24 protein-coding genes are annotated in these 23882 nt (G+C 63.5%); 11 read left to right on the top strand and 13 right to left on the bottom strand.

The window, feature by feature from the left end; genetic code table 11:
* Positions 1-2: 2 nt before the first annotated feature.
* The 3 genes from GDR53_RS19565 to GDR53_RS19555 are packed head-to-tail and all read right to left on the bottom strand — an operon-like array spanning position 3 to position 3372.
* Positions 3-974: a lysylphosphatidylglycerol synthase transmembrane domain-containing protein gene (locus GDR53_RS19565; protein WP_193336079.1), complete on the bottom strand. Its 972-nt coding sequence runs from the start codon at positions 972-974 to the stop codon at positions 3-5.
* Positions 971-2590 carry a sulfatase-like hydrolase/transferase gene (locus GDR53_RS19560; protein ID WP_193336078.1) on the bottom strand — a complete coding sequence of 540 codons (1620 nt, stop codon included), beginning with the start codon at positions 2588-2590 and terminating at the stop codon, positions 971-973. Before GDR53_RS19560 ends, GDR53_RS19565 begins: the two co-directional genes overlap by 4 nt.
* 11 nt (positions 2591-2601) lie before the next feature.
* Positions 2602-3372 carry a CDP-alcohol phosphatidyltransferase family protein gene (locus GDR53_RS19555; protein ID WP_193336077.1) on the bottom strand — a complete coding sequence of 257 codons (771 nt, stop codon included), beginning with the start codon at positions 3370-3372 and terminating at the stop codon, positions 2602-2604.
* Positions 3373-3468: 96 nt separating this feature from the next.
* Between GDR53_RS19555 and GDR53_RS19550 the strand changes: the two genes are divergently transcribed.
* Positions 3469-4017 (top strand): cytochrome b, encoded by a 549-nt coding sequence (locus GDR53_RS19550; protein ID WP_210321368.1) that lies wholly within the window; start codon positions 3469-3471, stop codon positions 4015-4017.
* Between the two features lie 22 nt (positions 4018-4039).
* Here the strand turns inward: GDR53_RS19550 and GDR53_RS19545 are convergent, their stop codons facing one another.
* The 4 genes from GDR53_RS19545 to GDR53_RS19530 are packed head-to-tail and all read right to left on the bottom strand — an operon-like array spanning position 4040 to position 7380.
* Positions 4040-4918 carry a polysaccharide deacetylase family protein gene (locus tag GDR53_RS19545; RefSeq protein WP_193336075.1) on the bottom strand — a complete coding sequence of 293 codons (879 nt, stop codon included), beginning with the start codon at positions 4916-4918 and terminating at the stop codon, positions 4040-4042.
* Positions 4915-5832, bottom strand: a complete 918-nt coding sequence (locus tag GDR53_RS19540) for a polysaccharide deacetylase family protein (RefSeq protein ID WP_193336074.1) — start codon at positions 5830-5832, stop codon at positions 4915-4917. The genes GDR53_RS19545 and GDR53_RS19540 overlap by 4 nt, the downstream gene beginning before the upstream one ends.
* Positions 5833-5863: 31 nt before the next feature.
* Entirely contained in the window at positions 5864-7168 is a 1305-nt protein-coding gene (locus GDR53_RS19535) for an amidase (protein WP_193336073.1), read from the bottom strand.
* Positions 7165-7380, bottom strand: coding sequence for a hypothetical protein (locus GDR53_RS19530; protein WP_193336072.1), 216 nt, complete (start codon positions 7378-7380; stop codon positions 7165-7167). Before GDR53_RS19530 ends, GDR53_RS19535 begins: the two co-directional genes overlap by 4 nt.
* 306 nt (positions 7381-7686) lie before the next feature.
* Between GDR53_RS19530 and rutA (GDR53_RS19525) the strand changes: the two genes are divergently transcribed.
* From rutA (GDR53_RS19525) to GDR53_RS19505, 5 genes are read left to right on the top strand one after another with little or no spacing between them, the layout of a single operon-like run.
* A complete protein-coding gene (rutA, locus tag GDR53_RS19525) occupies positions 7687-8784 on the top strand; it encodes a pyrimidine utilization protein A (protein WP_193336071.1) in 1098 nt (365 codons plus the stop codon).
* Positions 8785-8843: 59 nt separating this feature from the next.
* Positions 8844-9965, top strand: a complete 1122-nt coding sequence (gene rutA, locus GDR53_RS19520; RefSeq protein WP_193336070.1) for a pyrimidine utilization protein A — start codon at positions 8844-8846, stop codon at positions 9963-9965.
* Between the two features lie 22 nt (positions 9966-9987).
* Positions 9988-11109: a pyrimidine utilization protein A gene (gene rutA / locus GDR53_RS19515; RefSeq protein WP_193336069.1), complete on the top strand. Its 1122-nt coding sequence runs from the start codon at positions 9988-9990 to the stop codon at positions 11107-11109.
* 51 nt (positions 11110-11160) lie between these two features.
* Positions 11161-11661, top strand: a complete 501-nt coding sequence (locus GDR53_RS19510; protein ID WP_193336068.1) for a flavin reductase family protein — start codon at positions 11161-11163, stop codon at positions 11659-11661.
* Positions 11661-12203 (top strand): cysteine hydrolase family protein, encoded by a 543-nt coding sequence (locus tag GDR53_RS19505; protein ID WP_193336067.1) that lies wholly within the window; start codon positions 11661-11663, stop codon positions 12201-12203. The genes GDR53_RS19510 and GDR53_RS19505 overlap by 1 nt, the downstream gene beginning before the upstream one ends.
* 1 nt (position 12204) lies before the next feature.
* Here GDR53_RS19505 and GDR53_RS19500 read toward each other — a convergent pair whose 3' ends face one another.
* A complete protein-coding gene (locus GDR53_RS19500; RefSeq protein WP_193336066.1) occupies positions 12205-13506 on the bottom strand; it encodes an amidase in 1302 nt (433 codons plus the stop codon).
* Between the two features lie 9 nt (positions 13507-13515).
* Positions 13516-14508: an asparaginase gene (locus GDR53_RS19495; protein ID WP_193336065.1), complete on the bottom strand. Its 993-nt coding sequence runs from the start codon at positions 14506-14508 to the stop codon at positions 13516-13518.
* Positions 14509-14689: 181 nt separating this feature from the next.
* Here GDR53_RS19495 and GDR53_RS19490 point away from each other — a divergent pair, with 181 nt between their 5' ends.
* The 5 genes from GDR53_RS19490 (at position 14690) to GDR53_RS19470 (ending at position 19609) form a co-directional block, all read left to right on the top strand.
* The gene (locus GDR53_RS19490) at positions 14690-15196 is read left to right on the top strand and encodes a flavin reductase (RefSeq protein WP_210321367.1); all 507 of its coding nucleotides are present in this window, start codon (positions 14690-14692) and stop codon (positions 15194-15196) included.
* 252 nt (positions 15197-15448) lie between these two features.
* The gene (locus GDR53_RS19485) at positions 15449-16750 is read left to right on the top strand and encodes an ABC transporter substrate-binding protein (protein WP_193336064.1); all 1302 of its coding nucleotides are present in this window, start codon (positions 15449-15451) and stop codon (positions 16748-16750) included.
* 65 nt (positions 16751-16815) lie between these two features.
* A complete protein-coding gene (locus GDR53_RS19480) occupies positions 16816-17679 on the top strand; it encodes an ABC transporter permease (RefSeq protein WP_193336063.1) in 864 nt (287 codons plus the stop codon).
* 2 nt (positions 17680-17681) lie between these two features.
* The gene (locus GDR53_RS19475) at positions 17682-18518 is read left to right on the top strand and encodes an ABC transporter permease (RefSeq protein WP_193336062.1); all 837 of its coding nucleotides are present in this window, start codon (positions 17682-17684) and stop codon (positions 18516-18518) included.
* Positions 18519-18637: 119 nt separating this feature from the next.
* Positions 18638-19609 (top strand): ABC transporter ATP-binding protein, encoded by a 972-nt coding sequence (locus GDR53_RS19470; RefSeq protein ID WP_232846853.1) that lies wholly within the window; start codon positions 18638-18640, stop codon positions 19607-19609.
* 92 nt (positions 19610-19701) lie between these two features.
* Here GDR53_RS19470 and GDR53_RS19465 read toward each other — a convergent pair whose 3' ends face one another.
* From GDR53_RS19465 to GDR53_RS19450, 4 genes are all read right to left on the bottom strand, one after another.
* Positions 19702-20631 carry a LysR substrate-binding domain-containing protein gene (locus tag GDR53_RS19465; protein ID WP_193336060.1) on the bottom strand — a complete coding sequence of 310 codons (930 nt, stop codon included), beginning with the start codon at positions 20629-20631 and terminating at the stop codon, positions 19702-19704.
* 109 nt (positions 20632-20740) lie between these two features.
* A complete protein-coding gene (locus tag GDR53_RS19460) occupies positions 20741-22075 on the bottom strand; it encodes an MFS transporter (RefSeq protein WP_232846679.1) in 1335 nt (444 codons plus the stop codon).
* 5 nt (positions 22076-22080) lie between these two features.
* On the bottom strand, positions 22081-22944 hold the full coding sequence (locus tag GDR53_RS19455; protein ID WP_193336059.1) for a nitrilase-related carbon-nitrogen hydrolase: 864 nt from the start codon (positions 22942-22944) through the stop codon (positions 22081-22083).
* Positions 22945-23016: 72 nt separating this feature from the next.
* A complete protein-coding gene (locus tag GDR53_RS19450) occupies positions 23017-23703 on the bottom strand; it encodes a cysteine hydrolase family protein (RefSeq protein ID WP_193336058.1) in 687 nt (228 codons plus the stop codon).
* Between the last annotated feature and the right edge of the window lie 179 nt (positions 23704-23882).

Here is a 23882-nt window from a genome sequence, read left to right as displayed (position 1 = left end):
GATTATCTCCGCTGTTCAGGGTGAATGGAGGAAGAGTGGCTTTTGGAAGTTAGAACCAGCAGGCCCGGCAGGCTGGCCGCCAGGATGACCAGACCAAAGGCGACGCTGGCGGCAAAGCCGGCGGTCGCCGTGGCCCCGGCCAGAGGAAACAGCGCCGCTGCGGCGCCCTCGCGAAAACCCCAGCCCGCAACACTGGCGGGAACCAGCATGGCACACAGGATCAGCGGCACGAGGACCAGAACGGCTTCAACGCCCAGTGCCGTTCCGGTCGCCAGCGCGCAGAGGGTGAAGCTGGCAAGGTTGAGAGTGACGATCACGACCCCAAGCAGCGCCTGTTCCATCCATGCGCCATCGGCAACGAGTGCCGCATGCAGCGCTGTGCCGAAGCCTCGCGGCCAACGCTTGCCAGCAGCGCGCCGCGCCAGGCCAATGGCCAGCGCCACTAGGCCAACGGCCGCGACTGCAACGGCGATCTGCCACGGCTCGATCGTCAGCACCAGCCCGCCAGGCATCAGCATGGCCCAGGCCAGGCCAAGGGCGAGCAGGCTGAACATCGCGATCTGTCCGGCGAGGCGTTCGATGATGACCGCCTTGGCGGCGATGCCAAGGCCCACCTTGTGGCGGGCGCGGACGGCGCGGGCGGCGTCACCCAGCACACCGCCGGGCAGCGACTGGTTGACCACCTGTGACAGGTAATATTCGGCCACCGCCTGGCGGAGTGAAATGACTTGCCCCAGTCTTGCCGCTACCCGATGCCAGCGCCAGGCTGAGGCCAGCGTCTGCAGGTTCACCGCGACAAAGGCGAGCACTATATAGGTCCAGTCGAGGTCGCCGAGCAAAGCCAGCGCCCCCGGCCCATCGGCCAGGTTCCACAGCAGGCCAATCAGCACGATCGGCGTCGCCAGTCGCAGCCCCAGCCGCCACCGGCTGCGGTGTCGTTCAGCGCGCTCTTCTGCAAGCGCCGGCGCCGTCATGGCTCGGGTATCTCGGCGCCGGTCGACGAGAGCGCGGCAATGAACCGGTCGCGGAAAGCGCTCATCGGCCACACAGGGGCATCCGCACCCGGAATAAGACCGGGGGTGAAGTGCCAATCATCGAACGCTGCGAGCAACCCCGCCGAGCCAATGATGTGGATGGGCACGTCCTGTCCGTCGATCCCTGACACCGTCTGGGCTGGCGGATGATCACCCAGGATGACGAGCAGCCAGTCCCGGTCAGCATGACGCGCCGCAAAATCGAACACGACCTCCAGGGTATAGTCGAGCGACAGCCGGTACTGCTCGCGCATCAGCTCCTGATTGGGCCACACAGCGCCTCCTGGCGGACCCACATGCTGGTTCGCGTCGAAAATGGCGCCGTCCCCCACCGCGTCCCAGTCGACAAGACGTGGCACGGGAGTCCACGGCGCATGTGAGGACAAGAGGGCCGTCATGGCAAAGTCCGACCTGCCGTCTGCCGGCAGCAGCCGGTCGACCGTGCTCAGCGTGTATTGGTCGGGCATGGTCGTCCAGTTGAAGGCGTCGCCCTTGTAGCCAAGATCGGCCGCTTCATAGATATCGGTAAAACCCATGAAACGTGCTTCGGGCCATGGCAGGGTTATGGCCGGCATGATCGTGGCCGTCCGATATCCCGAGCGCTGCGCGAGATGGTAGAGCGACGCTCGGGAACTGGCCAGCATGGCGCGGTAGCGCGCCTGGTTGTCGATCGATAGTCCCGAGGCGAGCGTTGAATGGGCCAGCCAGCTCTGCCCGCCGGCAACTGGCGAGGTCAGCCAGGCTGAGCGCATGGCCAGACCTGCTTCTGCCAACTTGGCCTGCGCTGCCTCGAGTCGGGCCAGGTGGGTCGGCGCATAGAGCGGATTGCGATAGGCTGTCTGGCCGTAGCTTTCGACGAAGATGACAAACACATCGCGCCCGGCAAGGCGGCCAAACAGATCGCTCTGCCCGGCGAAGGGATCCTGCCTGGCCTCGATTTCAAAGGCGGCCAGATCGGCGTAAAGTGCCTGGAACGTGGCCGTCCTGTCCATGGCAAGACGGGTAGAAAAGCTCTCGCCCGGCAGGGTGAAGGGCAGGGCCCATGCCCCACGCGCCACCCCGACATGGGCAACCAGCAACAGCAGCGCGACGCCACCGATCAGACCGGCGCCCGCGCGCATCCGCCGCGACAAATCCACCGCCAGCAATTGCCCCGTTGCCCACCACAGCAGACCTGACAGCAGGAAGGGCAAAAGTACGACGCAAATCGCCAATGTGATGGCGAGCGGCAAGCCCACCGAACCGGCGGCCAGCCGGAATGCCGCTTCCACCAGCGGCACATCCATCAGCGGGTTGAAGGCGCGGTTGAACGCGGTGAAGCTGGCCAGGTCCGCCAGCTTGAGCAAAGAGAGCAGCGTCAGCAGGAGCACCAGCAAGGCCCGCACACCATGTGCCCAGACATTGCCGGATGGCAGCAGCAGCAACAACGCCACAAGGACAAACCATTCGAGCGGAACCTGCAGCAAGAGGGCGGGCGTCAGCGCATCGGGATGATTGGGCTGCGCCAGCACGGCATAGAGCACCAGCGCGGCAAGGACTGTGCTGAGCCTGCCCATGCGCATCGTCTTCACGCTCGATGCCGCGCCAGCCACACCACGTCGCGGCCGAAGGAATAGGTGAGCAGTAGCGTGCCGGAAGCGGCCAGCGCCCAGGACAGGGGGCCTGAAATGATTGGCGCGAGCAGCCCGATCAGCACGGCGATCTGGATGACGCAGATCGCCTTGCGGCTGAAGCGTTCCGGCAGCGGGCGATCAAGCCAGGGCAGCAACAGGCCCGCGGCCAGAAAGGCGTAGCGCATGCCGCCGAGCAGCAAGATCCATAGGCCTGCCTTGCCCGATTGCATGGCCAGTACGGCCAGCAGCAGGGCAAAGATGGAATCCACCTCCATATCGAACCGGGCGCCGAAATCTGAGGTGAGCTTCTGCCTGCGGGCGAAATAGCCGTCCACGCCATCCAGGCAGAGGGAAAAAACCGCCACGCCAAGCACCGTCCATGCCAGGGCCTCTTCCATGGCGAGCAGGCCGGGCTGGGTCAGCGGGGCCGCCAGGGCCGCGATGATGGCGGTGCGCAACAGCGTGACGATATTGGCAATGCCCAGGCGGTCATGCTGATATTGCGCCTTCAAAGCCAGTCCCGCGACAACAGCCATGATCGTAAACGTCACCAGCCCGGTCGCCGCGCCCATGAATGAGCCGGTCAGAGCCGCACCCAGTGCGAGCACACCAGGCATCAGCAGGATGCAGACCAGGGCGAAGCGCAGGTTGACCGATCTGTCGCCCCTATCACCCAGCAGCCCCTTGGGCAGGCGCAAAAGCCCCACCAGGCCAGCATCACTCATGGTCACCTGCTTTGCATTTGGCGCTATTATACGACAGTCATGTCATATTACGCTGTCCGCAAGCCATTGGTTCATACCAGCCCCGGAAAATCGATGATGAACCCCACCCTGACCTACAAGCCCCTGGCCCGGTTTTTTCACTGGGTTACCGCCATACTGGTGCTGCTGACCATCCCTGTGGCCATTGCCATGCTCCGCCCCGGCATCGAGCGCTCGCTGCAGGACCCGCTGTTCCTGTTTCACAAGAATATCGGCGTGGTGATCCTCATCCTGGTCGCCTTGCGGCTGGCCTATCGGCTGCTCAATCCACCACCCCCTTTGCCCGCAAGCGTGCCGCACATGCAGCGCATCGTGGCCGAGGTGACGCACTGGCTGCTTTATGGCCTGCTGCTGGGCATGGCGATCTCGGGCTATATCCGCGTCACCGCCGGCGGCTTTCCGCTGGAGGTCTTTGACAGCCTGGGCTTCCCGCGCCTCGCGCCACGGTCGGACAGCCTGGCCGAAACCGCCAAGCAGATCCACGCCACCCTGCGCATCCCGCTGATCGGCCTCATCATTCTGCATATTGGCGCGGCGCTCTACCACGCCTTGGTCAAGCGGGATGGCGTGTTTCAGCGCATGGCACCGGGCCGTGGTGGCGTCTAGCGGTTGGCAGCTTGTGCCCGACCTATCCCGCCCGATAGGCGTCGATGATCGCCGAGCCGGTGGCAAACCACACACCCGGAGTGGCTGCGGCCGTTTCGAGGAATTTGCGGATATATTTCGCCCGGAACGGCTGGCCGGACACATTGGCCTGCAGGCCCAGGGTCATGACCGAACCATTGCTGTCCGCCAGCAGCCCTTCGAGATGATCGGCGAGGGCCTGCTCATATTCCCAGGGCGTATGGCTTTGTGCTTGCACCACGGCGGCGTCCGAGGTTTCCACGCTATAGGGCAGGGCCGACAGCCGGCCCTTAGGCACGATGAAGTCATAGGGCTGGTCGTCATTGCCCCAGTCGAGCGTGTAGTCATAGCCCGCGCCCGCCAGCAGGTGGAGCGTGTGCGAGGATTCGCTATTGCCCGGTCCCAGCCAGCCACGCGGGGCTATTCCGGTCGCGGCCAGCAACGCCGCGCGGGAGGCTTCGATATAGGCCAGCTCATCGGCTTCGCTCATGGTCGAGTTGAGGCCGAGATTGGCCTTTTCGCCATGGCCTGCAATCTCCCAGCCGAGCTTCAGCACTTCCTCGGCCACGCGTGGCGAGCGGGTCAGCAGCGCATCGCTCAGCGGCACGGTCGCCCTGATGCCCAGCTCGTCGAGAATGCCCATCAACCGGAACAGGCCCACGCGCGGACCATAGTCGCGATGGGTGAAGCCGATCAGGTTGGTCGGATTGGACGCCACATCGCCAGCCGCGACGGTGATGACCACGGCGATGGCGACCTTGGCGCCGTTCGGCCAGGCCAGCGGGGGGCGGTCCGGATAGGCGGAGAACTTGAACAGGCCGTGATCCATGCGGGTCACCGGATCGACAACCACGTCATTATAGGTCGAGGGAAGCGCGCTCATGCTGCCTGCTCCCGGTCGAGGGCCGGCGCCGGCACGCGCTTGCCGTGATAGTTCGCATAGTACCAGTCGGCGATCTCGCCGGCCGTGGCCTGCCAGACGTGCGAATGGCCCAGAATATGTTCCAGCGCCCGCCGCAGATATTTGGCCCGCGACGGTGCAGTGACCGCGAAGGGATGCAGGCAGATCGCCATCACTTTGGGCGCGACCTTGCCCTCCTCGTAGAGCATGTCGAACTGGTCGGAGATCATCCGGCCGAAGGCCTCGCCGGTCTGTGCCTGTCCACCCAGCGCCACGCCCGAATTGATTTCAAAGCTGTACGGCAGGGAAATCAGCCTGCCCGCACGCACGGCGATGTCGGTGGGTTCGTCGTCATGGAACATATCGGCCCAGTATTTGACGCCCGCTTCGGCCAGCAGGTGCGGGGTATTGGGGGTGGTGGTCAGCGCCGGCCCGAGCCAGCCACTGATCATCTTGCCGGTATGCTTCTTGACCAACTCGATCACGGTCGCGATCTGTTCACGCTCCATGGCCTCATCCATGCCGAAGCTGAAGCGGGTATTGTAGAGGCCATGTGACTGGTAGTCCCAGTCGCGCTTGGTCATCGCCTCGGCGATATCAGGGAAATGCTCGAACACCGCAGCATTCATCGACGCCGTGGCCCTGATGCCCAGGTCGTCAAACATCTCGAACAGCCGCCACAGCGCGACGCGATTGCCGTAGTCGCGCGCCTGGTAGGCCTGGATGTCCGGCGCCGGCCGACCATAGGGATTGCGGAACGGATTGCCCGGCGGCAGGAATTCCAGATATTCCACATTGGGCACGATGAAGACGGCGATCCGCGCATCGCCCGGCATTTTCAGCGGCTGCCGGTCGGGTAGGGCGGAATAGCTGTAGTGCTTGGGGTCGGACAGCATTGGACTTCCTCGAAGAAGGGTTCGCGATGGCTCAGTCGGGCAGGGTCAATCGACCCAGCACCGCTTCGGCGGCCATGGCGGCCTTGATCACCAGCAGGTCGGTGCCGGGGGCGCCGGCAAACTGCAGCCCGAGCGGCAGGCCATTGCTCGCCAGGCCGCTGGCGATCGTCGTGGTGGGAAAGCCGGTGAGGCTCCACGCCACCTGGAATGACGCATCGCCGGTGGTTTCGAGGCCCAGTGGCGCGGTGTCCGGCGTCGTCGGCATGGCCAGCACATGCACGTCGGCAAACAGCGCCGCCATGGCTTGCTGCAGCAGGCGCTTGGCGCGCAGCGCCTGCAGGTAATAGCCGGCTGGCACCAGAGCGAAGGCTTCGGCCATGATGCGGTGGCGCTCAGTCATGGTGTCCCGGTGCTCGGCGATGCGCGGCGCGTGATAGACCGCCATTTCCGTGCTCATGATCAGGTGGTGGATCGACCGATGTGCCGCGAACAGGGCTGGCAGCGGCATTTCCACCAGCTCCATGCCAGACGCCGAGAGCTTACCCAGTGCCACCTCAAAGCTTGCCGCCATGTCCGGCGAACTCTTGTCGGTGAAAAACCCGCGCAACACGCCCACGCGCCAAGTACCGGGCGCGCTGACCGGCACTGGCTTGATCTTGGCCAGGGCGGTGAACACCAGCTCCAGGTCCTCGGCGGCGCGGGCGATCAGCCCGGGGTGATCGAGCGACCAGGCGACGGGCAGCATGCCCTTACGCGACAGCGCGCCATAGCTGGGCTTGAGGCCCGCCACGCCATTATAGGCTGCCGGGCGGATATTGGAGCCGCCCGTCTGCGTGCCGATCGCAACCGGGATCATGCGGGCGCCCACGGCCACGCCCGAGCCGGAGCTGGAGCCGCCACCGGTATGGGCGCTGTTCCACGGATTGGTCGAGGCCGGAGGCACGCCCATGCCGGCAAATTCCACAGTCGTGCACTTGCCCAGGATGATGGCACCCGCCTTGCGCAGGGCCGCGGCGACGCCGGAATCCGGATAGCGCAGACTGCCGTCCATGGTCTTTGAATTGGCCAGCGTCGGCATGTCCCTGGCATGGAAGACGTCTTTGATGCCCACCGGCACGCCATGCAGCGGACCGCGCAGCTTGCCCGCCATGCGCTCGGCCGACAGGACTTTGGCTTCCGCCAGCGCCGCGTCGCGGTCGAGATGGGCCCAGGCATGCACCTGGCTTTCGCGGGCATCGATGCGCGCGAACGCGCTCTCGACCGCCGTGACGGGATCCAGCGTGCCGTCCGCAATCGCCGTGGCCATTTGGGTGGTTGTCAGGTCGATCGGGTTCATGCCGCGTCCTCCGGATCGAGGGCATGGTCTTCCCCGAAGATCGGCTCGACCGCGTCTTCTATGTCCAGCGCGCTGACCTCAGCCATGGCCGCGGCGATGGAGTGCAGATGCCCATCCATTTTGGCGGCGTCACCAAGACCCCAGACCAGGGCCGCGTTGAGACTGAGATACTGGTAGGCGTGCTCTTCAGAAACTGGCGGCTTGAGACGCATTTGACGCTCCGCTGGCAATGGGGGACCTGTCCGCCCACTCTGGCGAGCCCGCCGTCCAGCGCCACTGACCTTTTCTCAGCCACGCGATGAACAGATTGGACACCCACTGTTTCAGGGCCTGTTCAAGGCAGTCCGAGCCGCCCGGCCTGCCTCGTGAGAAAAACTCACTGTCGCCACTGCAGATTTGTCGTTTGGAATTCGGGAACCGGCGGTCGACCATCGCCTGGCACAACCAGTTGTCTGTTCCCGACCGCGAGAGCCTGGCTCTCCCGGCTCCGGCAGAGCGGCCCTTGCAGGAGCGTTTCAGTGACCAAGATCGGTGTCTTCATTCCCATCGGCAGCCGCGGCTGGCTCATTTCAACCACGTCGCCAGCGACCTATCCGACCTTCGATCTCAACAAGACCGTGGTGCAGCGCGCCGAGCATTACGGGCTCGACTTCGCCCTCGCGATGATCAAGCTGCGCGGCTATAACGGCCCCAGCGAATACTGGCAGCACAATCTGGAAAGCTTCACCCTGATGGCTGGCCTCGCCGCCGTCACCAAGAAGATCCAGCTCTTCGCTTCTGTGGCCATGCTCACCATGCCGCCGGCTCTGGTCGCCCGCATGGTCTCGACCATCGACTCGATCGCCCCCGGCCGCATCGGCGTCAACATGGTCACCGGCTGGCAGCCCAAGGAATACCAGCAGATGGGGCTCGAGCTGACCCCGGAACATTTCGCCCGGCGCTATGACTACGCCACCGAATATGTCCAGGTGATGCAGGACCTGTGGACCACCGGGGTTTCCGATCTCAAGGGCGACTTCTTCCAGATGGACGACTGCAAGCTGTCGCCCCGACCCAGTGCACCAATCCAGATCGTCGGGGCAGGGCAGTCGCCAGCCGGCATGGAGTTCGTCGCCAAGCACGGCAATTACAACTTCGTCGTCGCCGGCGGTCTCAACCAGACTGACGGCTGCCGCGAGGTAGCCGGCCGTGTCGCCGAGGCTGCCCGCCTGCATGGCCGCGATACCGGCGCCTTCCAGCTGATCATGGTGATCGCCGATCGCACCGACGAAATGGCCTTCGCCAAGTGGGAGCACTACAAGACCGGTACTGACATCGAAGCGCTCGAATGGCAGGCCAGCCAGGCCGGCGCTGATACCAAGGCCAGCGCTAATTCGACGGCCGCCCTGCTCAAGAAGGGCATCGACAATCCCGAACCGACCGGCATGACCAAGATCATCGGCAGCTACGAAAATGTCGCGCGCATGCTCGATGAGATCGCCGCCGTGCCCGGCATCAAGGGCATCATGCTGACCTTTGACGACTTCGTCATCGGCATCGAGCAGTTCGGCGAGCACATCCAGCCGCTGATGAAATCCCGCAACGCCTCTCTCAAGAGCGATCAGGCCGCGGCCTGAATGCGCGCAGGCGCCGCCCAGGCGCCTGCCAAACCCCTCAATCGGCGGAGCACAAAGTCATGGTCAAGATCGGCGTTTTCATTCCCATCGGCAGTCGCGGCTGGATCATGTCCACCACGGCGCCGCGCACCTATCCGACCTTCGATCTCAACAAGACCATCTGCCAGCGCGCCGAGCATTACGGGCTCGATTTCGTGCTCTCCATGGTCAAGTTGCGCGGCTATGACGGCCCCAGCGAATTCTGGCAGCACAATCTTGAGCCCTTCACCATGATGGCGGGGATTGCTGCCGTTACCCAGCGCATCAAGATGTATGCCTCGATCGCACTACTCACCATGCCGCCCGCATTGACCGCCCGCATGGTGTCGACCATCGATTCCATCGCGCCGGGCCGCTTCGGCGTCAATATCGTCACTGGCTGGCAGCCCAAGGAGTACCAGCAGATGGGCCTCTGGCCCGGCGAGGCGCATTTCGCCCAGCGCTACGACTATGCCACCGAATATGTGACGGTGATGAAGGACCTCTGGGAGACCGGCGTCTCCAACTTCCAGGGCAAGTTCTTCCAGATGGATGACTGCAAGCTGAGCCCGCGTCCGTCCAGCCATATCGACATCGTTGCCGCCGGCACCTCGGACCGCGGCATGCAGTTCGTGGCCGAGCATTGCGACTACAATTTCGTCTCCTCGGGCGGCGGCATCAACGAGCCTGACAAGGCCGGCGCCAATGTGCTGCGTCTGGCCAAGGTCGCTGAAGGCACCGGCCGCAAGGTGCAGGCCTATACCGGCGCCATGATCATCGCCGATCGCACCGACGAATTGGCCTTCGCCAAGTGGGAACACTACAAGAAGGGCACCGATATGGAGGCCATTGCCTGGGCCCATTCACAGTCCTCCCAGGACACCAAGGCCCCGGCCAATTCCACCGCCGGCGGCATGGCGGCCAGCACCCTTGAACAGTTGCGCAATCCCGCCGCCGCCGAACCCAATCGCGGCCTGCGACTGATCGGCTCTTATGAAAATGTGGCGCGCATGCTCGACACTATGGCTCAGACGCCTGGCCTGGGTGGCATCATGCTGACCTTTGACGACTTCATCACCGGCATTGAGCAGTTCGGCCAGTACATCCAGCCGCGCATGCGCAGCCGCAGCACCCTTTCCGCCGCCAACCAGAACGCGGCCTGATCTAACCCTAGGAGCATCAGCCATGGTTAAAATTGGCGTCTTTATCCCGATCGGCAGCCGCGGCTGGCTGATTTCCACGACCGCACCGGAGACCTATCCCACCTTTGACCTGAACAAGACCATCGTGCAGCGCGCCGAGCATTACGGGCTCGATTTCGCCCTCGCCATGATCAAGCTGCGCGGCTTCAATGGCCCCTCCGAATACTGGCAGCACAACCTGGAAGCCTTCACCCTGATGGCCGGCATTGCAGCCGTCACCAGCAAGATCAAGCTCTATGCCTCGATCGCGCTGCTCACCCTGCCGCCGGCTTTGGCCGCCCGCATGGCCTCCACCATCGATTCCATTGCCCCCGGCCGTTTCGGCGTCAACATCGTCACCGGCTGGCAGCCCAAGGAATATCAGCAGATGGGCCTGTGGCCCGGCGACGCCCATTTCGAGCGCCGCTACGAATATGCCGGCGAATATGTGCAGGTGATGAAGGACCTCTGGGAGACCGGCACCTCCGACTCCAAGGGCGAATATTTCCAGATGGACGACTGCAAGCTGTCGCCCCGTCCCTCGAGCAAGATCGAGATCGTGGCGGCCGGCGCCAGCAATCGCGGCATGGAGTTTGTCGGCCAGCACTGCGACTACAACTTCATCGGCGCCGGTTCGGGCATCAACAATACCGCCAATGCCGGCGACAATGCCAAGCGGCTGCTCGAGGTCACCAAGCCCTATGGTCGCAAGGTGGGCGCCTTCACCCTGCTGATGGTCATTGCTGACCGCACCGATGAAATGGCCTTCGCCAAATGGGAACACTACAAGCAGGGAACAGACCTTGAAGCCATCGCCTGGTCGCGTGACCAGTCCTCGGCCGACAAGAATGCCGCTGCCAATTCCACCGCTGGCGGCATGGCCCGGCGTGCCCAGGAAATGCTCAACGACCCCTCCAAGGCCGAGCCGACCGGCATGCTCAAGCTCATCGGCAGCTATGCCAACGTCGCCCGCATGCTCGACGAGATCGCCGAACAGCCCGGCATTGAAGGCATCATGCTGACCTTTGACGATTTCATCATCGGCATGGAGCAGTTCGGCGAGCACATCCAGCCGCTGATGAAGTCCCGCAATGCCAAATTGGCGAAAGACCAGGCTGCGGCCTAGGGGCGCTCCGGCAGCTGCCGGAGCCCATTCCCAACCAGATCGAGTATAGCCATGTCTGAAGTCATGTCGCCCGAACGGGTCATCGATGTCCGCACTTTCTGGCAGGCGGTGGGCCTGCGCGCCGTCGGCACCGCCATCGTCACTGCCGAGGGCAGCGACGGCCCGCGCGGCTTTCTGGCACTCTCGGCCACCCACCTCTGTGCTGATCCCCCGATGATGATGATCTCGGTGGACAAGAAGACCTCGGCCGTCTCCGCCATCCTTGAAGGCAAGCATTTCGCCATCAATTACCTCGCCACTGACCAGGCCGATCTTGCTGGCCCGTTCGGCGGCAAGGGCGAACTCAAGGGGGCGGATCGCTTTACCCTGGGCACATGGTCAAGATTGGCGACGGGCGCCCCGGTGCTCGAAGGCGCCTCGGGGGTGATCGACTGCGAAGTCGAGGAGACCATCGAGCGCCACGGCACGCTGATCGTGCTGGGCCGGGTCAAGGACTTTGCCGCCACCGAGGGCAAGGCGCCAATGGTGTCCTACAAGGGCAAGACGCTGTGATGCCACGGCGGTCCGCTCTGCTCGTCATGGATTTCCAGGACGAGATCGTCGCCAGCCATGATGCCAGCGCCGCCATCGCGGCCACCCAGACCGTGCTGCATGCCGCTCGCGCGGCCGGCATGCCGGTGGCCTTCGTGGTTGTCGGCTTTCGACCGGGTTATCCGGAAGTGTCGGCCAACAACAAGGGCTTTGCCGCGGTCAAGGCGTCCGGTCGCCTGGTCAATCCGAGCGTCATCGATGTGCTGGCGCCGATCGAGGGGGAGCCGGTGGTCGTCAAGCACCGCGTCGGTGCGCTGCATGGCACTGATCTGCCGGTCATTCTCAGCGCCTTTGACGCCAATCACCTGGTGCTGACCGGCATTTCCACCAGCGGCGTCATCCTCTCGACCACCCGCACGGCGGCCGACATGGATTTCGCCATCACCATCCTGGCCGACTGCATCGGCGACAGCGATCCGGCCGTGCATGAATTCCTGCTGGCCAAGATCCTGCCGCGTCAGGCCGAGATCAGCGACAGCGCCAGTTTCATCGCCGGGCTTTAGCTCAGGCCGCCGCCGCGTCGCGCTGGTTGAACATGGCGCCGACCAGTTCAGCGATAGCCAGGGCCTTGCGGTCCTCATAGCGTCGGCCTACCAGCGACAGGCCGACCGGCAATCCGCCCGGACCGACCAGCCCCGGCACATTGACCACCGGCACCTGTAGCAGCGTCCACATCGAGTTGAACGACGCGTCGCCGGTAATGTCATGACCCTCGGGCGCTTCGCCGGTCGCGCTGGGCGTCAGCACGATATCGAACGCACTGGCGATGTCGTCATAAAGGCCGCGGCAGTGATCGGCATGGCGATAGGCGGCGCGCGCGTCACCTGGCGTGATGCCGCTGCGGTTTTCCACCGTCGCCTTGAAGTCGTCATGCAGGTCGTAGGTGTTGCGATATTCGTTGAGAAAGGCCGCGCGGCCCTCTGTGCGCGCCACGATGCGGTGCGATTCCCCGATCGTGTCGAATATGCCGGGCAGGTCGAGTTCGGTGACCTCGGCGCCGACCTGCCGCAGCAGTGCCACCGCCTGACTCATTGCGTGAACAGTTGCGGGCAAGGCCTTGCCCCAATGCGGTGTTCGACAAATGCCGACCTTGAGGCCCGCGAGGCTGGCTGGCGCCGGCATCTCCAGCGCGTCGATGGCAAAGACATCCGCCAATAGCATCAGGTCCCGCGCGCTGCGGGCATAGAGTCCCAGCGTATCGAGCGTGGTCGAGCTCATCTTGAGTCCTTCCCGGCTGATGCTGCTCCAGGTCGGCTTCCAGCCATAGATGCCGCAGAATGAGGCCGGCCTGATGGTCGAGCCCCCGGTCTGCGTGCCCAGTCCCAGGGTCGCCTGCCAGTCGGCGACCGCCGCAGCCGAGCCGCTGGACGAGCCCCCCGGCGTATGCGTCAGGGCATGCGGATTGCGGGTGGACCCGCCGCGCAATGTCGCGGCGAATTCGGTGGTCACCGTCTTGCCGGCAATCAGCGCGCCGGCTGCCCGCAACGTATCGACACAGGCGGCGTCAACCCCCGTGCGGCTATTGCGGTAGCGCGGCGTATTGTGCGCCGTAGGCATGTCATAGGTGGCGATCACATCCTTGACCGCGATTGGCACGCCATGCAGCGGCCCCTTGATGGGGACTTCATCGAGGAGGCTGGCGCGGTCGCGCAGCAGGTCGCGGTCGAACCAAGCCCAGGCGCGAACATCCGCGTCCCGTGCATCGACCCGTGCGATCAGCGACTCGGCCACATCGGCGACCGATAGCGTGCCCGCCGCGACGCGGGTGGCGATGGTGGCGGCGTCCAACTGGTGTGGCTCGGTCATGGCCTGCTCCTAATAGGTCTTGAACATGCGCATGATCTCGGCGCGGTCCTGTGTATGGCTCAGGGCCAGCGCCAGCAGGACGCGCGCCTTTTGCGGGTTGAGATTGTCCGACGGCACAAAGCCCAGCGCGCTCAGCCGGGCATTGTCATGCACCACGCCGCTGCCGGCCCGCGTCGCCTGTACGATTACCACGCCGGCTTTGGCGGCGCGCTCCAGCGCCGCTGCCTGGCCGGGCGGCGCCATGCCCGGAGCAAAGCCCGCCGCGACGATGCCGCGCGCCCCTGCAGCGACGAAGGCATCGACCTCGACGCCGTCAGCGCCGGCATAGGCGTAGGCAATGTCGACCCGGGGCAGCGCCTCCAGCATCGCCAGATCAAATTCGGTATCGGGCGCCGTTACCCTTTCGGTGCGCCGGTAATAGCTGACCACATCGCCGTCCACATAGCCGAGCATGCCGAAATCGGGCGCCCGGAAGGTCTGCAACCGGTAGGTGGCAGTCTTGGTCACCTCGCGCGCCGCGTGGATTTCGTCATTGAGCAGCACCAGCACGCCGCGGCCCGCCGATTGTGGATCTGACGCGACCCGCACGGCATTGACCAGGTTCATCGACGCGTCGCTGGCCAGCCCGCTCAGCGGCCGCTGCGAACCGACCACGACCACGGGAATGGCCACCTTGAGCGTCAGGCCAAGCGCGTAGGCCGTTTCCTCCAATGTCGCGGTGCCATGCCCGATGACGATGCCGGCAAGATCGGCATGCTCGGCGACCAGGCGTGAGCACAGCAGCGCCAGCGCCTTCCATTCGGCAAAGCCGATGCTGGGGCTGGGTATGTTGGCGAACGGTACGGCAATGACCTCGGCCACCTCCCGCACCTGCGGCACGGCGGCGAGGATGCCATCGGCGGGCAGCATGGTCTTGTTGTTACCATAATGGACGATGTCGAGCGGCCCGGTGCCGAGCGAGGCGATCGTGCCGCCGGTGCCGATGAATGCGATTTTGCTCACGCTGAAGATCCTTTGCGCCGGGACGAGACCATCAGGCTAGGGCGAGCCGCCGCACTTCGGCAGTCCAGAATTTCTCACCATGGTCCGTGAGAAATGGTCAGTTGGCTGAAAAATGGGCCGGCACGATAGTTTGCCTATGTTCGCCGCATATTCGGCTGGCGGCGCGGAAGGAAGCAGGCTGATGCACAACCAGGATTTCAAACTCGGCATGCGGCGTCTGGCGGCGGGCGTATCGCTGATCACCACCGTCAATCACGGCGTCCGCCACGGCCTCGTGGCCACGGCCGTCAGCTCGGTCACCGCCGATCCGCCGACCCTGCTGGTCTGCATCAACAAGACCGCCTCCGCCCATGCGCATGTGTCGGAGGCCGGCATTCTATGCGTCAATATCCTGGCCGACTCCCACGAAGATGTGGCCGGTCGCTTCTCCAGTCCCGTCGATCGCGAGAAGCGCTTTGACTACGACGCCTGGCAGACGCTGCAGACCGGCGCCCCGGCTCTGGTCAACGCCATGGTCAGCTTTGACTGCGAAGTGCGCCAAGCGGTCCCCTATCAGTCCCACACCATTTTCCTCGCCGAGATCGTCTCCGTCGAACTCTGGGCGGAGGCCAACCGGCCATTGGTCTATCTCGACGGGCGCTATCGTCTGCTGGCCGAGGCGCAGCAGATGTTTTCCGTCGCCAGCTGACCACTTCAAGCCTGATCATTCCTGACTCTGATTTGTCGACAAGGCCGGCGCCAACAGGCGCCGGCCTTGTCGTGTCTGCCCGGCCGAAGGGCTGAAACCCTAAGCAATTGCAGGGCTGCCCTGCGCCCGGCGCAGCCTCAATCTAGCTCTGCTCTACCTATGAATTAATCTCATTTGTTCCTGTGCCGGGTTCATTCAATCCTCACTCCAGACCAGAGCTGCCTCCAAGCAGCGTCATCCGGAGAGCACGACATGACTGAGATCAAGACCAAGGGAATTTCTCGCCGAACTGTGTTGAAGGGCGCCGCTGCAACAGTGGGCGCAGCGGTCGGCTCAGGCGCGATTACCGGCTTCCCCACCTATTGGGCCCAGGCCAGCAAGGACATCACGATCACCCATATCGGGTCGATCTACACCACCAATCCCACAGTAGCTGAGCAGGCCAACAAGGATCTCGGTTTCACCATCCAGATGCAGACGCTGGACAATACCACGCTCATCAACCGCCTGCTGACCCAGCCGGAAACCGTCGACGTGGCCGACTTCGGCAATACCTCGATGGGCTATTTCAAGAACAAGGGGATCCTGATGGCTATCCCCGTCAAGGAATACAAATACTGGGATCAGACGGTGCCGCTGTTCACCCAGGGCACCTATGCCGACGGCAAGCCCTATTCGATGGAGGGCTATGCCCCCATCAAGTCGCAGTTCTGGGCCGACGAAACCGCCCAGGAGTATTCGCTGACGCCCACCGATTATCTGGTCGGCATCCCGGTCATGTACAATGCTGACACCCTGGGCGTGCGGCCCGATCTGGTGTCGCACAAGGTCACCAGCTGGAAGGAGCTCGTCAGCTCCGATTTCGCCGGCAAGGTGGCGCTGCAGGATGGCGTCAATGTCGGCGTGCCCGACGCGGCCGTGGCGCTCCAGGCCGCCGGACTGATGACCTATGTCGACAAGGGCAACATGACCCGCGAGGAGATCGACAAGACCATCGATCTGCTCATCGAGCTCAAGCGCGCCGGCCAGTTCCGCTCCTTCTGGACCAATTTCGACCAGTCGGTGCAGCTGATGGCATCGGGCGAAGTGGTGTTGCAATCCATGTTCGCGCCGGCCGTGACCGAGGTGCGCACGCGCGGCATCGAATGCCAGTACCTGCCGCTCGAGGAGGGCTCGCGCGGCTGGTACATCTTCCAGTCCGCCATGGCCCATCTTGATGGCGGCGACAAGCTGCGCCGCGACTGCGTCATGGAATACATGAACTGGACCAATTCGGGCTTCAACGGCGTCTATTTCTCCCGTCAGGGCTTCTATTCCTCGGTCCCGGACCTGATGAAGGCCCAGATGGACCCCAACGACTATGGCTACTGGTACGAGGGCAAGGCGGCCACCGCCGACATCATCGATCCGTTCGGCAAGGTGATGGAAAAGGCCGGCGCCCTGCGCGATGGCGGCTCGCTCTGGGACCGGATGGGCAATGTGGGCATCTGGAACACCCTGATGGACGAGGATCGCTACCTGGTCCGCCGCTGGCAGGATTTCATCTCCGCCTGATCGCCGAATTAAGTCCGGGGAGCATGCGCTTCCCGGACCGCTCTGCTTTTGAGGATGCAAGGTCGATGAGCATTTCCCCCCGTACTGCCTCCTGGCTACAGGCTTCGCCCTTCGCGCTGATCATGGTCGCGCTGGTCATGATCCCGCTCGCCATCATCATCTTGGTGAGCTTCATGGATTACGGCTTCGCCGAGATCATTCCCGAGCTCTATTGGGGAAATTATCTCGACATCTTCAAGTCGCAGCTGACGCTCGATCTCTACCTGACGGTGTTCCGCCACATCGTCATTGTCTGGACCATCACGCTGCTGCTGGGCTTCACCATTGCCTACTATCTGATCTTCCACGTCCGCTCGAATTTCTGGCGCGCCATCTTCCTGATGGCCTGCGCCATTCCGTTCTGGACCTCGGGCTCCATCCGCATGATTTCCTGGGTGCCGCTGCTGGGCCGCGAAGGTCTGGTCAACCAGGCGCTGATGGCGCTCGGCATTGTCGACGAGCCCATTTCCTGGCTGCTCTATTCCGAATTCTCGGTGCTGCTGGTCTATGTCAACATGCTGACCCTGGCCATGCTGGGCCCCATCGCCAATTCCATGGCCAAGATCAGCCCGGCCATCATTCAGGCCGCCCGCGATCAGGGTGCCACGGAATGGCAGACCATCACCCAGATCATCATCCCGCTGATCAAACCGGGCATCGCCGTGGGCAGCATCTTCATCATCACCGCAGTGATGGGCGATGGTTTCATCGTCAAGGCGCTGAGCGGCAACCAGGTCAATACGCCCGCCGGCGCCATCATGAACGAGATCAACGCCTTCATGTATCCGCCGGCCGCCGCCAAGTCGGTGATCATGCTGATCATTGTCATGCTGATCGTCGGCACGCTGCTGCGTGTGGTCGATATCCGTAAAGAACTTGCGAGGAACTGAGCATGATACGCCGCCCGCTGTCCTTTTATGTGCTGTCCGCTATCTTCGCGCTGTTCATCGTGTTTCTCTACGGGCCGATGGCCTGTGTCTACATCCTGAGCTTTCAGGGCCCCGAAGGCGGCATGAGCTTTCCGATGCGCGGCTTCTCCACCGTCTGGTTTGAAACTCTGTTCACGGCCGGCGGGCGCGGTGTCGGTGACATCCACAATTCCTTCTGGCGCTCCATGCGCATGTGCCTGATCGTCTCCGCGCTGACCATGCTCATCGCCGTGGCCGCCGGGGTGTCGTTCCGCCGCAAATATGCCGGCGCCAATTTCGTGTTCTACTCGGCCATCGCCAGCATGGTGGTGCCCGGCATCTTTGTCGGTTTCGGCATTGCCCTGACGCTCAACCTGCTCGGCATGCGCTCGGAATGGTGGCATTCCGGCATCGGCGCCCAGCTGACCTGGTCGCTGCCCTTCGGCCTGCTGATCATGTTCATCATCCTGGGGCGCATGGATCCGGCCTTTGAAGAGGCCGCCACCGATCTCGGCGCCACGGCGCGGCAGCGCTTTCAATATGTCATCCTGCCCTTGATCCTGCCGGGCGTCATCGGCATCGCCATGGCCGGCTTCACCTCGTCCTATGAAGAATCCGCCCGCGCCGGCCTCAATATCGGCACCGGCAACACCATGCCCATGGAATTGACCGGTCTGCTCGGAGCGGCGACCACACCGGTCATGTTCGCCGTCGGCACGCTGACCACGCTGTTCATGTTCACCATCGTCATCGTCACCCTGCTCATCATTGGCAATATCGCCAAGCGCCGGCAGATGCGCCTCGCAGCGCAGCACGCCTGATCTGAAACCCCGAGGATATCGCCATGAAAATCGATGCCGATTTCAATGCCACCAACCTGGTCACCGACCTCGGCGCTGACGCCACCTCGTCCGATGTCAGCCTCAAATACGATGTCGAAATGGTCGCCGTCTCCAAGTCCTATGATGGTGGCGCCCTGGCCGTCGACAATGTCTCGCTGCGCATTCCCAAGGCCAGCTATTGTTGCCTGCTCGGCCCGTCCGGCTGCGGCAAGACCACGACGCTGCGCATGTTGGCCGGCCATGAATCGGTGACCGATGGCGACGTGCTGATCCACAACCGCAACATCACCGATGCCAATCAGGCCCAGCGCGGCACCTCGATGATGTTCCAGAGCTATGCGCTGTTTCCCCATCTCAGCGCCATCGACAATGTCGCCTTCAGCCTCAAGCTCAAGGGCGTCGGCAAGGCGGCCCGTCACGCCCAGGCCATGGAATATCTGAACCTGGTCCAGATGGAGAGCCTTGCCCATCGCTTGCCGGGCCAGTTGTCGGGCGGCCAGCAACAGCGCGTGGCACTGGCCCGGTCGCTGATCACGCGGCCCAAGGTGCTGCTGCTCGACGAGCCGCTTTCTGCGCTCGATCCGTTCCTGCGGGTGCTGATGCGCACCGAGCTCAAGCGTATCCAGACCGAGTTGGGCATAACCTTTGTCCATGTCACCCACAGTCAGGAAGAAGCCCTGGCCCTCAGTGACGTCATGGTGGTGATGAACGGCGGCAAGATCATGCAGGCGGGCTCGGCGCGGGAGGTTTTCGAAAAGCCTGCCAACGCCTTCGTTGCCCGCTTCATCGGGGGCCACAATGTCGTCGAGCGCGATGGCAAGCCGGTCGCGGTGCGGGCCGACAAATGCCGCATTGTCGATGGCGCCATCGGGCCCGGCATTGCCTCGACCGTCATCAGTGTTGAATATCAGGGGCCGGTGGTGCGCATCAATCTCAAGGGCGATGCCGGCCAGGATCTCTGCTCGCTGATTTCCGACAGCCGCTTCTTTGCCGATCCGCCGGCCGTGGGCGAGCGGGTTGTCCTGTCCTGGACCGCCGATGACGAATGCCCGCTGGACGTCGCCGCCTGACAGGAAAACGCCCCGGTCGGCCGGGGCGTTTTTACACCGGGTCGGCCAGTCATTTTCCAGAACCGCGGTCGCCTCGACCGCGGTTCTCCTGTTCAGGCCAGGACGACGGCCCGGCTTGCGATCTGGTCTTCCACTTGGTGATAGAGCCATTCCTTGAAGCGGTTCACGGTATTGGGCGCCGTGGGCGTCCACGGGGACACCAGGTAGTAGGGGCTGCGGATCGGATAGGCCTCGCCGATCTGGACCAGCGTGCCGGCCTTGAGAGCGTCAGAGATCAGCAGCGATCGGCCCAGAATGGCGCCGAGCCCTGCCTTGGCGGCCTCGATGCTGGGACTGGCCTGGTTGAAGCGCGGGCCCTTGCCAATGTCGCCGCGGCTCACGCCGAACTCACGCAGATAGCGTTCCCAATCGGGATAGGGTCCGTTCTGGTCGCTTCGCACCCGGTCGATATGGATGAGCGGCACGTCGCGCAGCAGATCGCCGGCATTGTTGCCGAACCGTTCCGCCAGGATTGGCGAGCAGACCGGGATGATCTCTTCTTCCATCAGGGGTTCGATGCGGCGATCAAGGCCGGTCTGCCAGTTGCAGATCCACAGGTCGGCGTCCTCGTTCTCGATTTCCTGGCGCTTGATGAACGTCGTGATGGTGACGTCGATCTCGGGCGATGCACCGACGAAATCGCCCATCAGCGGCATGAGCCAGAGTGACGCGACCGAGGCCGAGGCGCCTACCATCAGACGCTGGCGGGCGTCGACGGGATCGCGCAGCGACATCAGCGCCTCATCGATCAGGTCCAGCGCATTGGTCAGTTTGCCCAGACAGGCTCGGGAGTCGGTTGTCAGCTCCAGCCGGCTGTTCTTGCGCAAGAACAGCTTGGTCTGCAGGAAATCTTCCAGCAGGCGTATCTGGTGGCTGACAGCAGTAGGCGTAACGCAAAGTTCGTCCGCAGCACGGACCAGACTCTTGTATCGGGCAGCTGCCTCGAAGGCTCTGACCGCATTGAGAGGGACACGACGTCTCATTGGAAGCCTCGCTTGCCTCTCCTCCCCAAAACCCAGCAGATCACGGCTTGTTCGGGTCTACAAGCTTATTTCTTGCACAGATAACTGGCTTGATCAAAATTTGAGCTTATTAGCGCGTGCCGGTATCTGCGGCATCAACTTGCGCCGGTCCATTCGAGGGTTCATCACCTGTGTCTGGCGTCACATACTCAAAGTTGGTGCCGTTGCGCCGATGCCGCACCAGGTAGATATAGGCTAGGCCAATTCCGACACAGCAGAGCAGTCCATTGGCAAAAACCGCCCAGCCGACGCCCAGCAATGCAGCGGCCGCGCCGGTCAGCATCGGCCCGATTGGCGAGGGGATCAGCAGGTTGATCATGCTGACCAGCCGGCCACGCATCTCTGGCGGGGCACGCAATTGCAGCAGCGTGTTGACCGATGCCGAAAAGGTAACGGCCGAGGCGCCAACGGCAACGAACATGGCGCTCGAGGCAATCAGATTGCTCGAAAAGCTGATCAGCGTCAGCACGACACCAAAGGCCAAGCCGGCCAGCAGGATGCGGCGAGTTGAGGGGGCGCCCCGTGTGGTCATGACCAGCGCGGCCAGGAACGACCCACTGCCCAGGCAGGAATTGAGAATGCCGAATTCAGCGGCGCTGGCCTTGATCAGATAGGTCGATATCAACGGCACCATGGTGGTGAAGTTCTGGCCGAACATCCCGATAAAGGCCGTGGCGATCAGCAGGAACAGGATGGTGGGCGTGCGTCGCGCATAGGACAGGCCTTCGCGGATCTGCAGCAGGAGGTTCTGCTTGCGCGCCAGGCGGCGGGGCTGCAGCTCGCTGCTGCGCAGCAGGCCCAGCGCGATCAGGGCGGCAGCAAAGGTGAGCGCATTGATGAAATAGGCCACGCCGACGCCAAGCACGGCGATTACCACGCCCCCCAGCGCCGGCCCGATGATCCGGCCCAGATTTTGCGCCAACGAGCCCATGGCAATGGCATTGGGCAGGTGCGTCAGCGGCACCAGTTCGCTGATGAAGGACTGGCGCAGCGGCGCGTCGAGCGCATTGATGATGCCCAGCGTCACGGCCAGCACATAGATGTGCCAGATGTGGATGGTGCCGGTGAGGCACAGCGTGCCCAGTGCAGCCGCCTGCAGCGTCCCCATCGTCATGGTGAAATACATGAGTTTGCGGCGCGGAAACCGGTCGGCGATCGCCCCGCCGATCAGCGACAACAGGAAGACCGGCAGGAATTGCAGCGAGGTGACGATGGCCAGGGCGACCGGCGAATTGGTCAGGTCGAGCACCAGCCAGGCCTGGGCCGTCATCTGCATCCAGGTGCCAGGCACCGAAATCACCGAGCCGGTGAAGTAGATGCGGAAATTCCGGATCGACAGCGCCTTGTGTACTTTGGAGCGCCGTCTCGCCGCCCTGGCCGCGCCGGCTGGCGCCATCTGGTCCATGCGGTTCAGGTCGTTTCGTGCAGCACGTAGTCGGTCGGCCGGCGATTGCGGCTGAAGCCCCAGCGTTCCCGGATCTTGGCCTGGCGGTCCAGATCGATCTCGGCCGGCACCACTTCATCGTGATTGGTCTTGGCCCGGGCCAGGATCGAGCCGTCCGATCCGGCGACGAAGGAGCGCCCGATGAAGCGCACGCCGTTTTCCTTGCCCGCCTTGCCGGCGGCGATGATCGTGGTGCCGGTGTAATAGGCGCCCGCGGTGATCGCCAGTTCGGACGACTTGCGGGCCTGTCCAAGGGTTGAGCCGGGCATGACCGGCGTATTGTAGCCGACCGCGATGATGTCGGCGCCGTTTATCGACAGCGAGCGGTAGGCTTCGGGGAAGCGCCTGTCATAGCAGATGAGGCCACCGATCTTGACCGCGCCGACATCATAGACGCCGAAGCCCAGATTGCCGGGCTTGAAATAGCGCTTTTCCAGGATGGTGATCTTGGCATCGGGCTTGGGTTCGATCTCGCCGGGAATGTGCATCTTGCGGAAGGTGCCGGCATGGCTGCCCTGGCGATGGATGAAGCTCATGGAGTTGAACAGCCCGTCATCAGTCTGCTCGGCATAGGGCAGCACCAGCGCCATATCATGCAGCTGCGCCCGCGCCATGATCGCCGCCAGCGCTGCCTTGTTCTGGCTGATGCTGACATAGGGGTCGAGATCGGCATGGATCTCGGCGGCGAAATAGGGCGTCAGCGCCAGTTCCGGCAGCACGCCCAGGGTCACCCCAAGAGCGGCGGCCTTGTCGACCAGGGCGACAATGCGGTTTGCGGTTTCGGCTATCGAGGACCCGGCGGGTCCCATTTGCAGGGCGGCAACAAGCATGACGCAACTTTCAGGGTGTGAGGAATTGGGCCCGCGCCAGGGCGGGCGGCTTCGTCTTGCTGTGGGAGGCGATTACGCCGCCTGGGCCGAGGCCTTGGCCGGGCCGATGATGTCGAGCGCCTGCACCGTATCGATGACGTCGCAGATCTTGAAGGCCATGTCGAAAAGCGCTGCGGCATGCGAGAATTCGATACGGTCGAACACTGCTTCCTCGATGACACTCATCTTGTAGCCATGCGCCTCGCCATCCACGCAGGTGGCGCGAACGCAGCCGCTGGTGCTGTTGCCGCCGACCAGCAGGCCGTCGACGCCCAGATTGCGCAGGATGAGGGCCAGGTTGGTCATGACGAAGCAGCTTGGAGTCTGCTTTTCCACCAGATAGTCCCCATCCTGCATCGCCACCTCGACCGGAATGTCCGACTTGGCGTTGACGGCGCTGAAATTGTTGCCGGGGTCGGATGCAGGCAGGCCGGTATAGGCGTGGAAGACGTGTTTGGAATAGATCACCGGCACACCTGCCGCGCGGGCCGCCGCCAGCAGCTTCTGCTGATAGGGCACGGACGCCCAGGCATGCGGGCCGCAGGCGCCTGAATACGCATCGAGTTGCTCATATATGGGCTTGTCCAGACCCATTGCCGTGGTCTGCATGTCGATGAGCAGCAGCGCCACCTTCTGGCCGGGGCCATGGGGTTTGCGCGGCTTGCGTGCGGCCATGACCTTCTTGTCGTCTTCCGTCAGAAACGCGTCCCACACAGCCATTTCAGTTCCTCTTGATCTGAGTTCCGATACCAAAACGCTAGTCGGGCCGGGCAGGGGCAGCCAGTGGGGATTTCTCCCCGGGGCGATGAGAAATGTTCACCGCTCCCGCCTGCCGGGGCGTCTTGGTGGGTCATGAGGATTTCTTAGGCTTCCGCGACAGGAAACTAAATTGACCCTCA

Origin of the sequence: Devosia beringensis (assembly GCF_014926585.1) — a bacterium.
Classification (GTDB): Bacteria; Pseudomonadota; Alphaproteobacteria; order Rhizobiales; family Devosiaceae; genus Devosia; species Devosia beringensis.
Note: the sequence above shows the minus strand (reverse complement) of the source record. Positions and strands in the feature narration are given on the sequence as shown.

What these genes read in the sequence shown, in the direction of transcription:
- GDR53_RS19450 (WP_193336058.1), bottom strand. Translation starts at nt 23,703, where the DNA reads ATGGCTGTGTGGGACGCGTTTCTGACGGAAGACGACAAGAAGGTCATG.
- GDR53_RS19540 (WP_193336074.1), bottom strand. Translation starts at nt 5,832, where the DNA reads ATGCTGTCCGACCCCAAGCACTACAGCTATTCCGCCCTACCCGACCGG.
- GDR53_RS19475 (WP_193336062.1), top strand. Translation starts at nt 17,682, where the DNA reads ATGATACGCCGCCCGCTGTCCTTTTATGTGCTGTCCGCTATCTTCGCG.
- GDR53_RS19545 (WP_193336075.1), bottom strand. Translation starts at nt 4,918, where the DNA reads ATGAGCGCGCTTCCCTCGACCTATAATGACGTGGTTGTCGATCCGGTG.
- GDR53_RS19510 (WP_193336068.1), top strand. Translation starts at nt 11,161, where the DNA reads ATGTCTGAAGTCATGTCGCCCGAACGGGTCATCGATGTCCGCACTTTC.
- GDR53_RS19500 (WP_193336066.1), bottom strand. Translation starts at nt 13,506, where the DNA reads ATGACCGAGCCACACCAGTTGGACGCCGCCACCATCGCCACCCGCGTC.
- GDR53_RS19560 (WP_193336078.1), bottom strand. Translation starts at nt 2,590, where the DNA reads ATGGGCAGGCTCAGCACAGTCCTTGCCGCGCTGGTGCTCTATGCCGTG.
- GDR53_RS19530 (WP_193336072.1), bottom strand. Translation starts at nt 7,380, where the DNA reads ATGCGTCTCAAGCCGCCAGTTTCTGAAGAGCACGCCTACCAGTATCTC.
- GDR53_RS19550 (WP_210321368.1), top strand. Translation starts at nt 3,469, where the DNA reads ATGAACCCCACCCTGACCTACAAGCCCCTGGCCCGGTTTTTTCACTGG.
- GDR53_RS19455 (WP_193336059.1), bottom strand. Translation starts at nt 22,944, where the DNA reads ATGCTTGTTGCCGCCCTGCAAATGGGACCCGCCGGGTCCTCGATAGCC.
- GDR53_RS19505 (WP_193336067.1), top strand. Translation starts at nt 11,661, where the DNA reads ATGCCACGGCGGTCCGCTCTGCTCGTCATGGATTTCCAGGACGAGATC.
- GDR53_RS19485 (WP_193336064.1), top strand. Translation starts at nt 15,449, where the DNA reads ATGACTGAGATCAAGACCAAGGGAATTTCTCGCCGAACTGTGTTGAAG.
- GDR53_RS19460 (WP_232846679.1), bottom strand. Translation starts at nt 22,075, where the DNA reads ATGGACCAGATGGCGCCAGCCGGCGCGGCCAGGGCGGCGAGACGGCGC.
- GDR53_RS19490 (WP_210321367.1), top strand. Translation starts at nt 14,690, where the DNA reads ATGCACAACCAGGATTTCAAACTCGGCATGCGGCGTCTGGCGGCGGGC.
- rutA (WP_193336070.1), top strand. Translation starts at nt 8,844, where the DNA reads ATGGTCAAGATCGGCGTTTTCATTCCCATCGGCAGTCGCGGCTGGATC.
- GDR53_RS19555 (WP_193336077.1), bottom strand. Translation starts at nt 3,372, where the DNA reads ATGAGTGATGCTGGCCTGGTGGGGCTTTTGCGCCTGCCCAAGGGGCTG.
- GDR53_RS19480 (WP_193336063.1), top strand. Translation starts at nt 16,816, where the DNA reads ATGAGCATTTCCCCCCGTACTGCCTCCTGGCTACAGGCTTCGCCCTTC.
- rutA (WP_193336069.1), top strand. Translation starts at nt 9,988, where the DNA reads ATGGTTAAAATTGGCGTCTTTATCCCGATCGGCAGCCGCGGCTGGCTG.
- GDR53_RS19465 (WP_193336060.1), bottom strand. Translation starts at nt 20,631, where the DNA reads ATGAGACGTCGTGTCCCTCTCAATGCGGTCAGAGCCTTCGAGGCAGCT.
- GDR53_RS19565 (WP_193336079.1), bottom strand. Translation starts at nt 974, where the DNA reads ATGACGGCGCCGGCGCTTGCAGAAGAGCGCGCTGAACGACACCGCAGC.
- GDR53_RS19470 (WP_232846853.1), top strand. Translation starts at nt 18,638, where the DNA reads ATGGTCGCCGTCTCCAAGTCCTATGATGGTGGCGCCCTGGCCGTCGAC.
- GDR53_RS19535 (WP_193336073.1), bottom strand. Translation starts at nt 7,168, where the DNA reads ATGAACCCGATCGACCTGACAACCACCCAAATGGCCACGGCGATTGCG.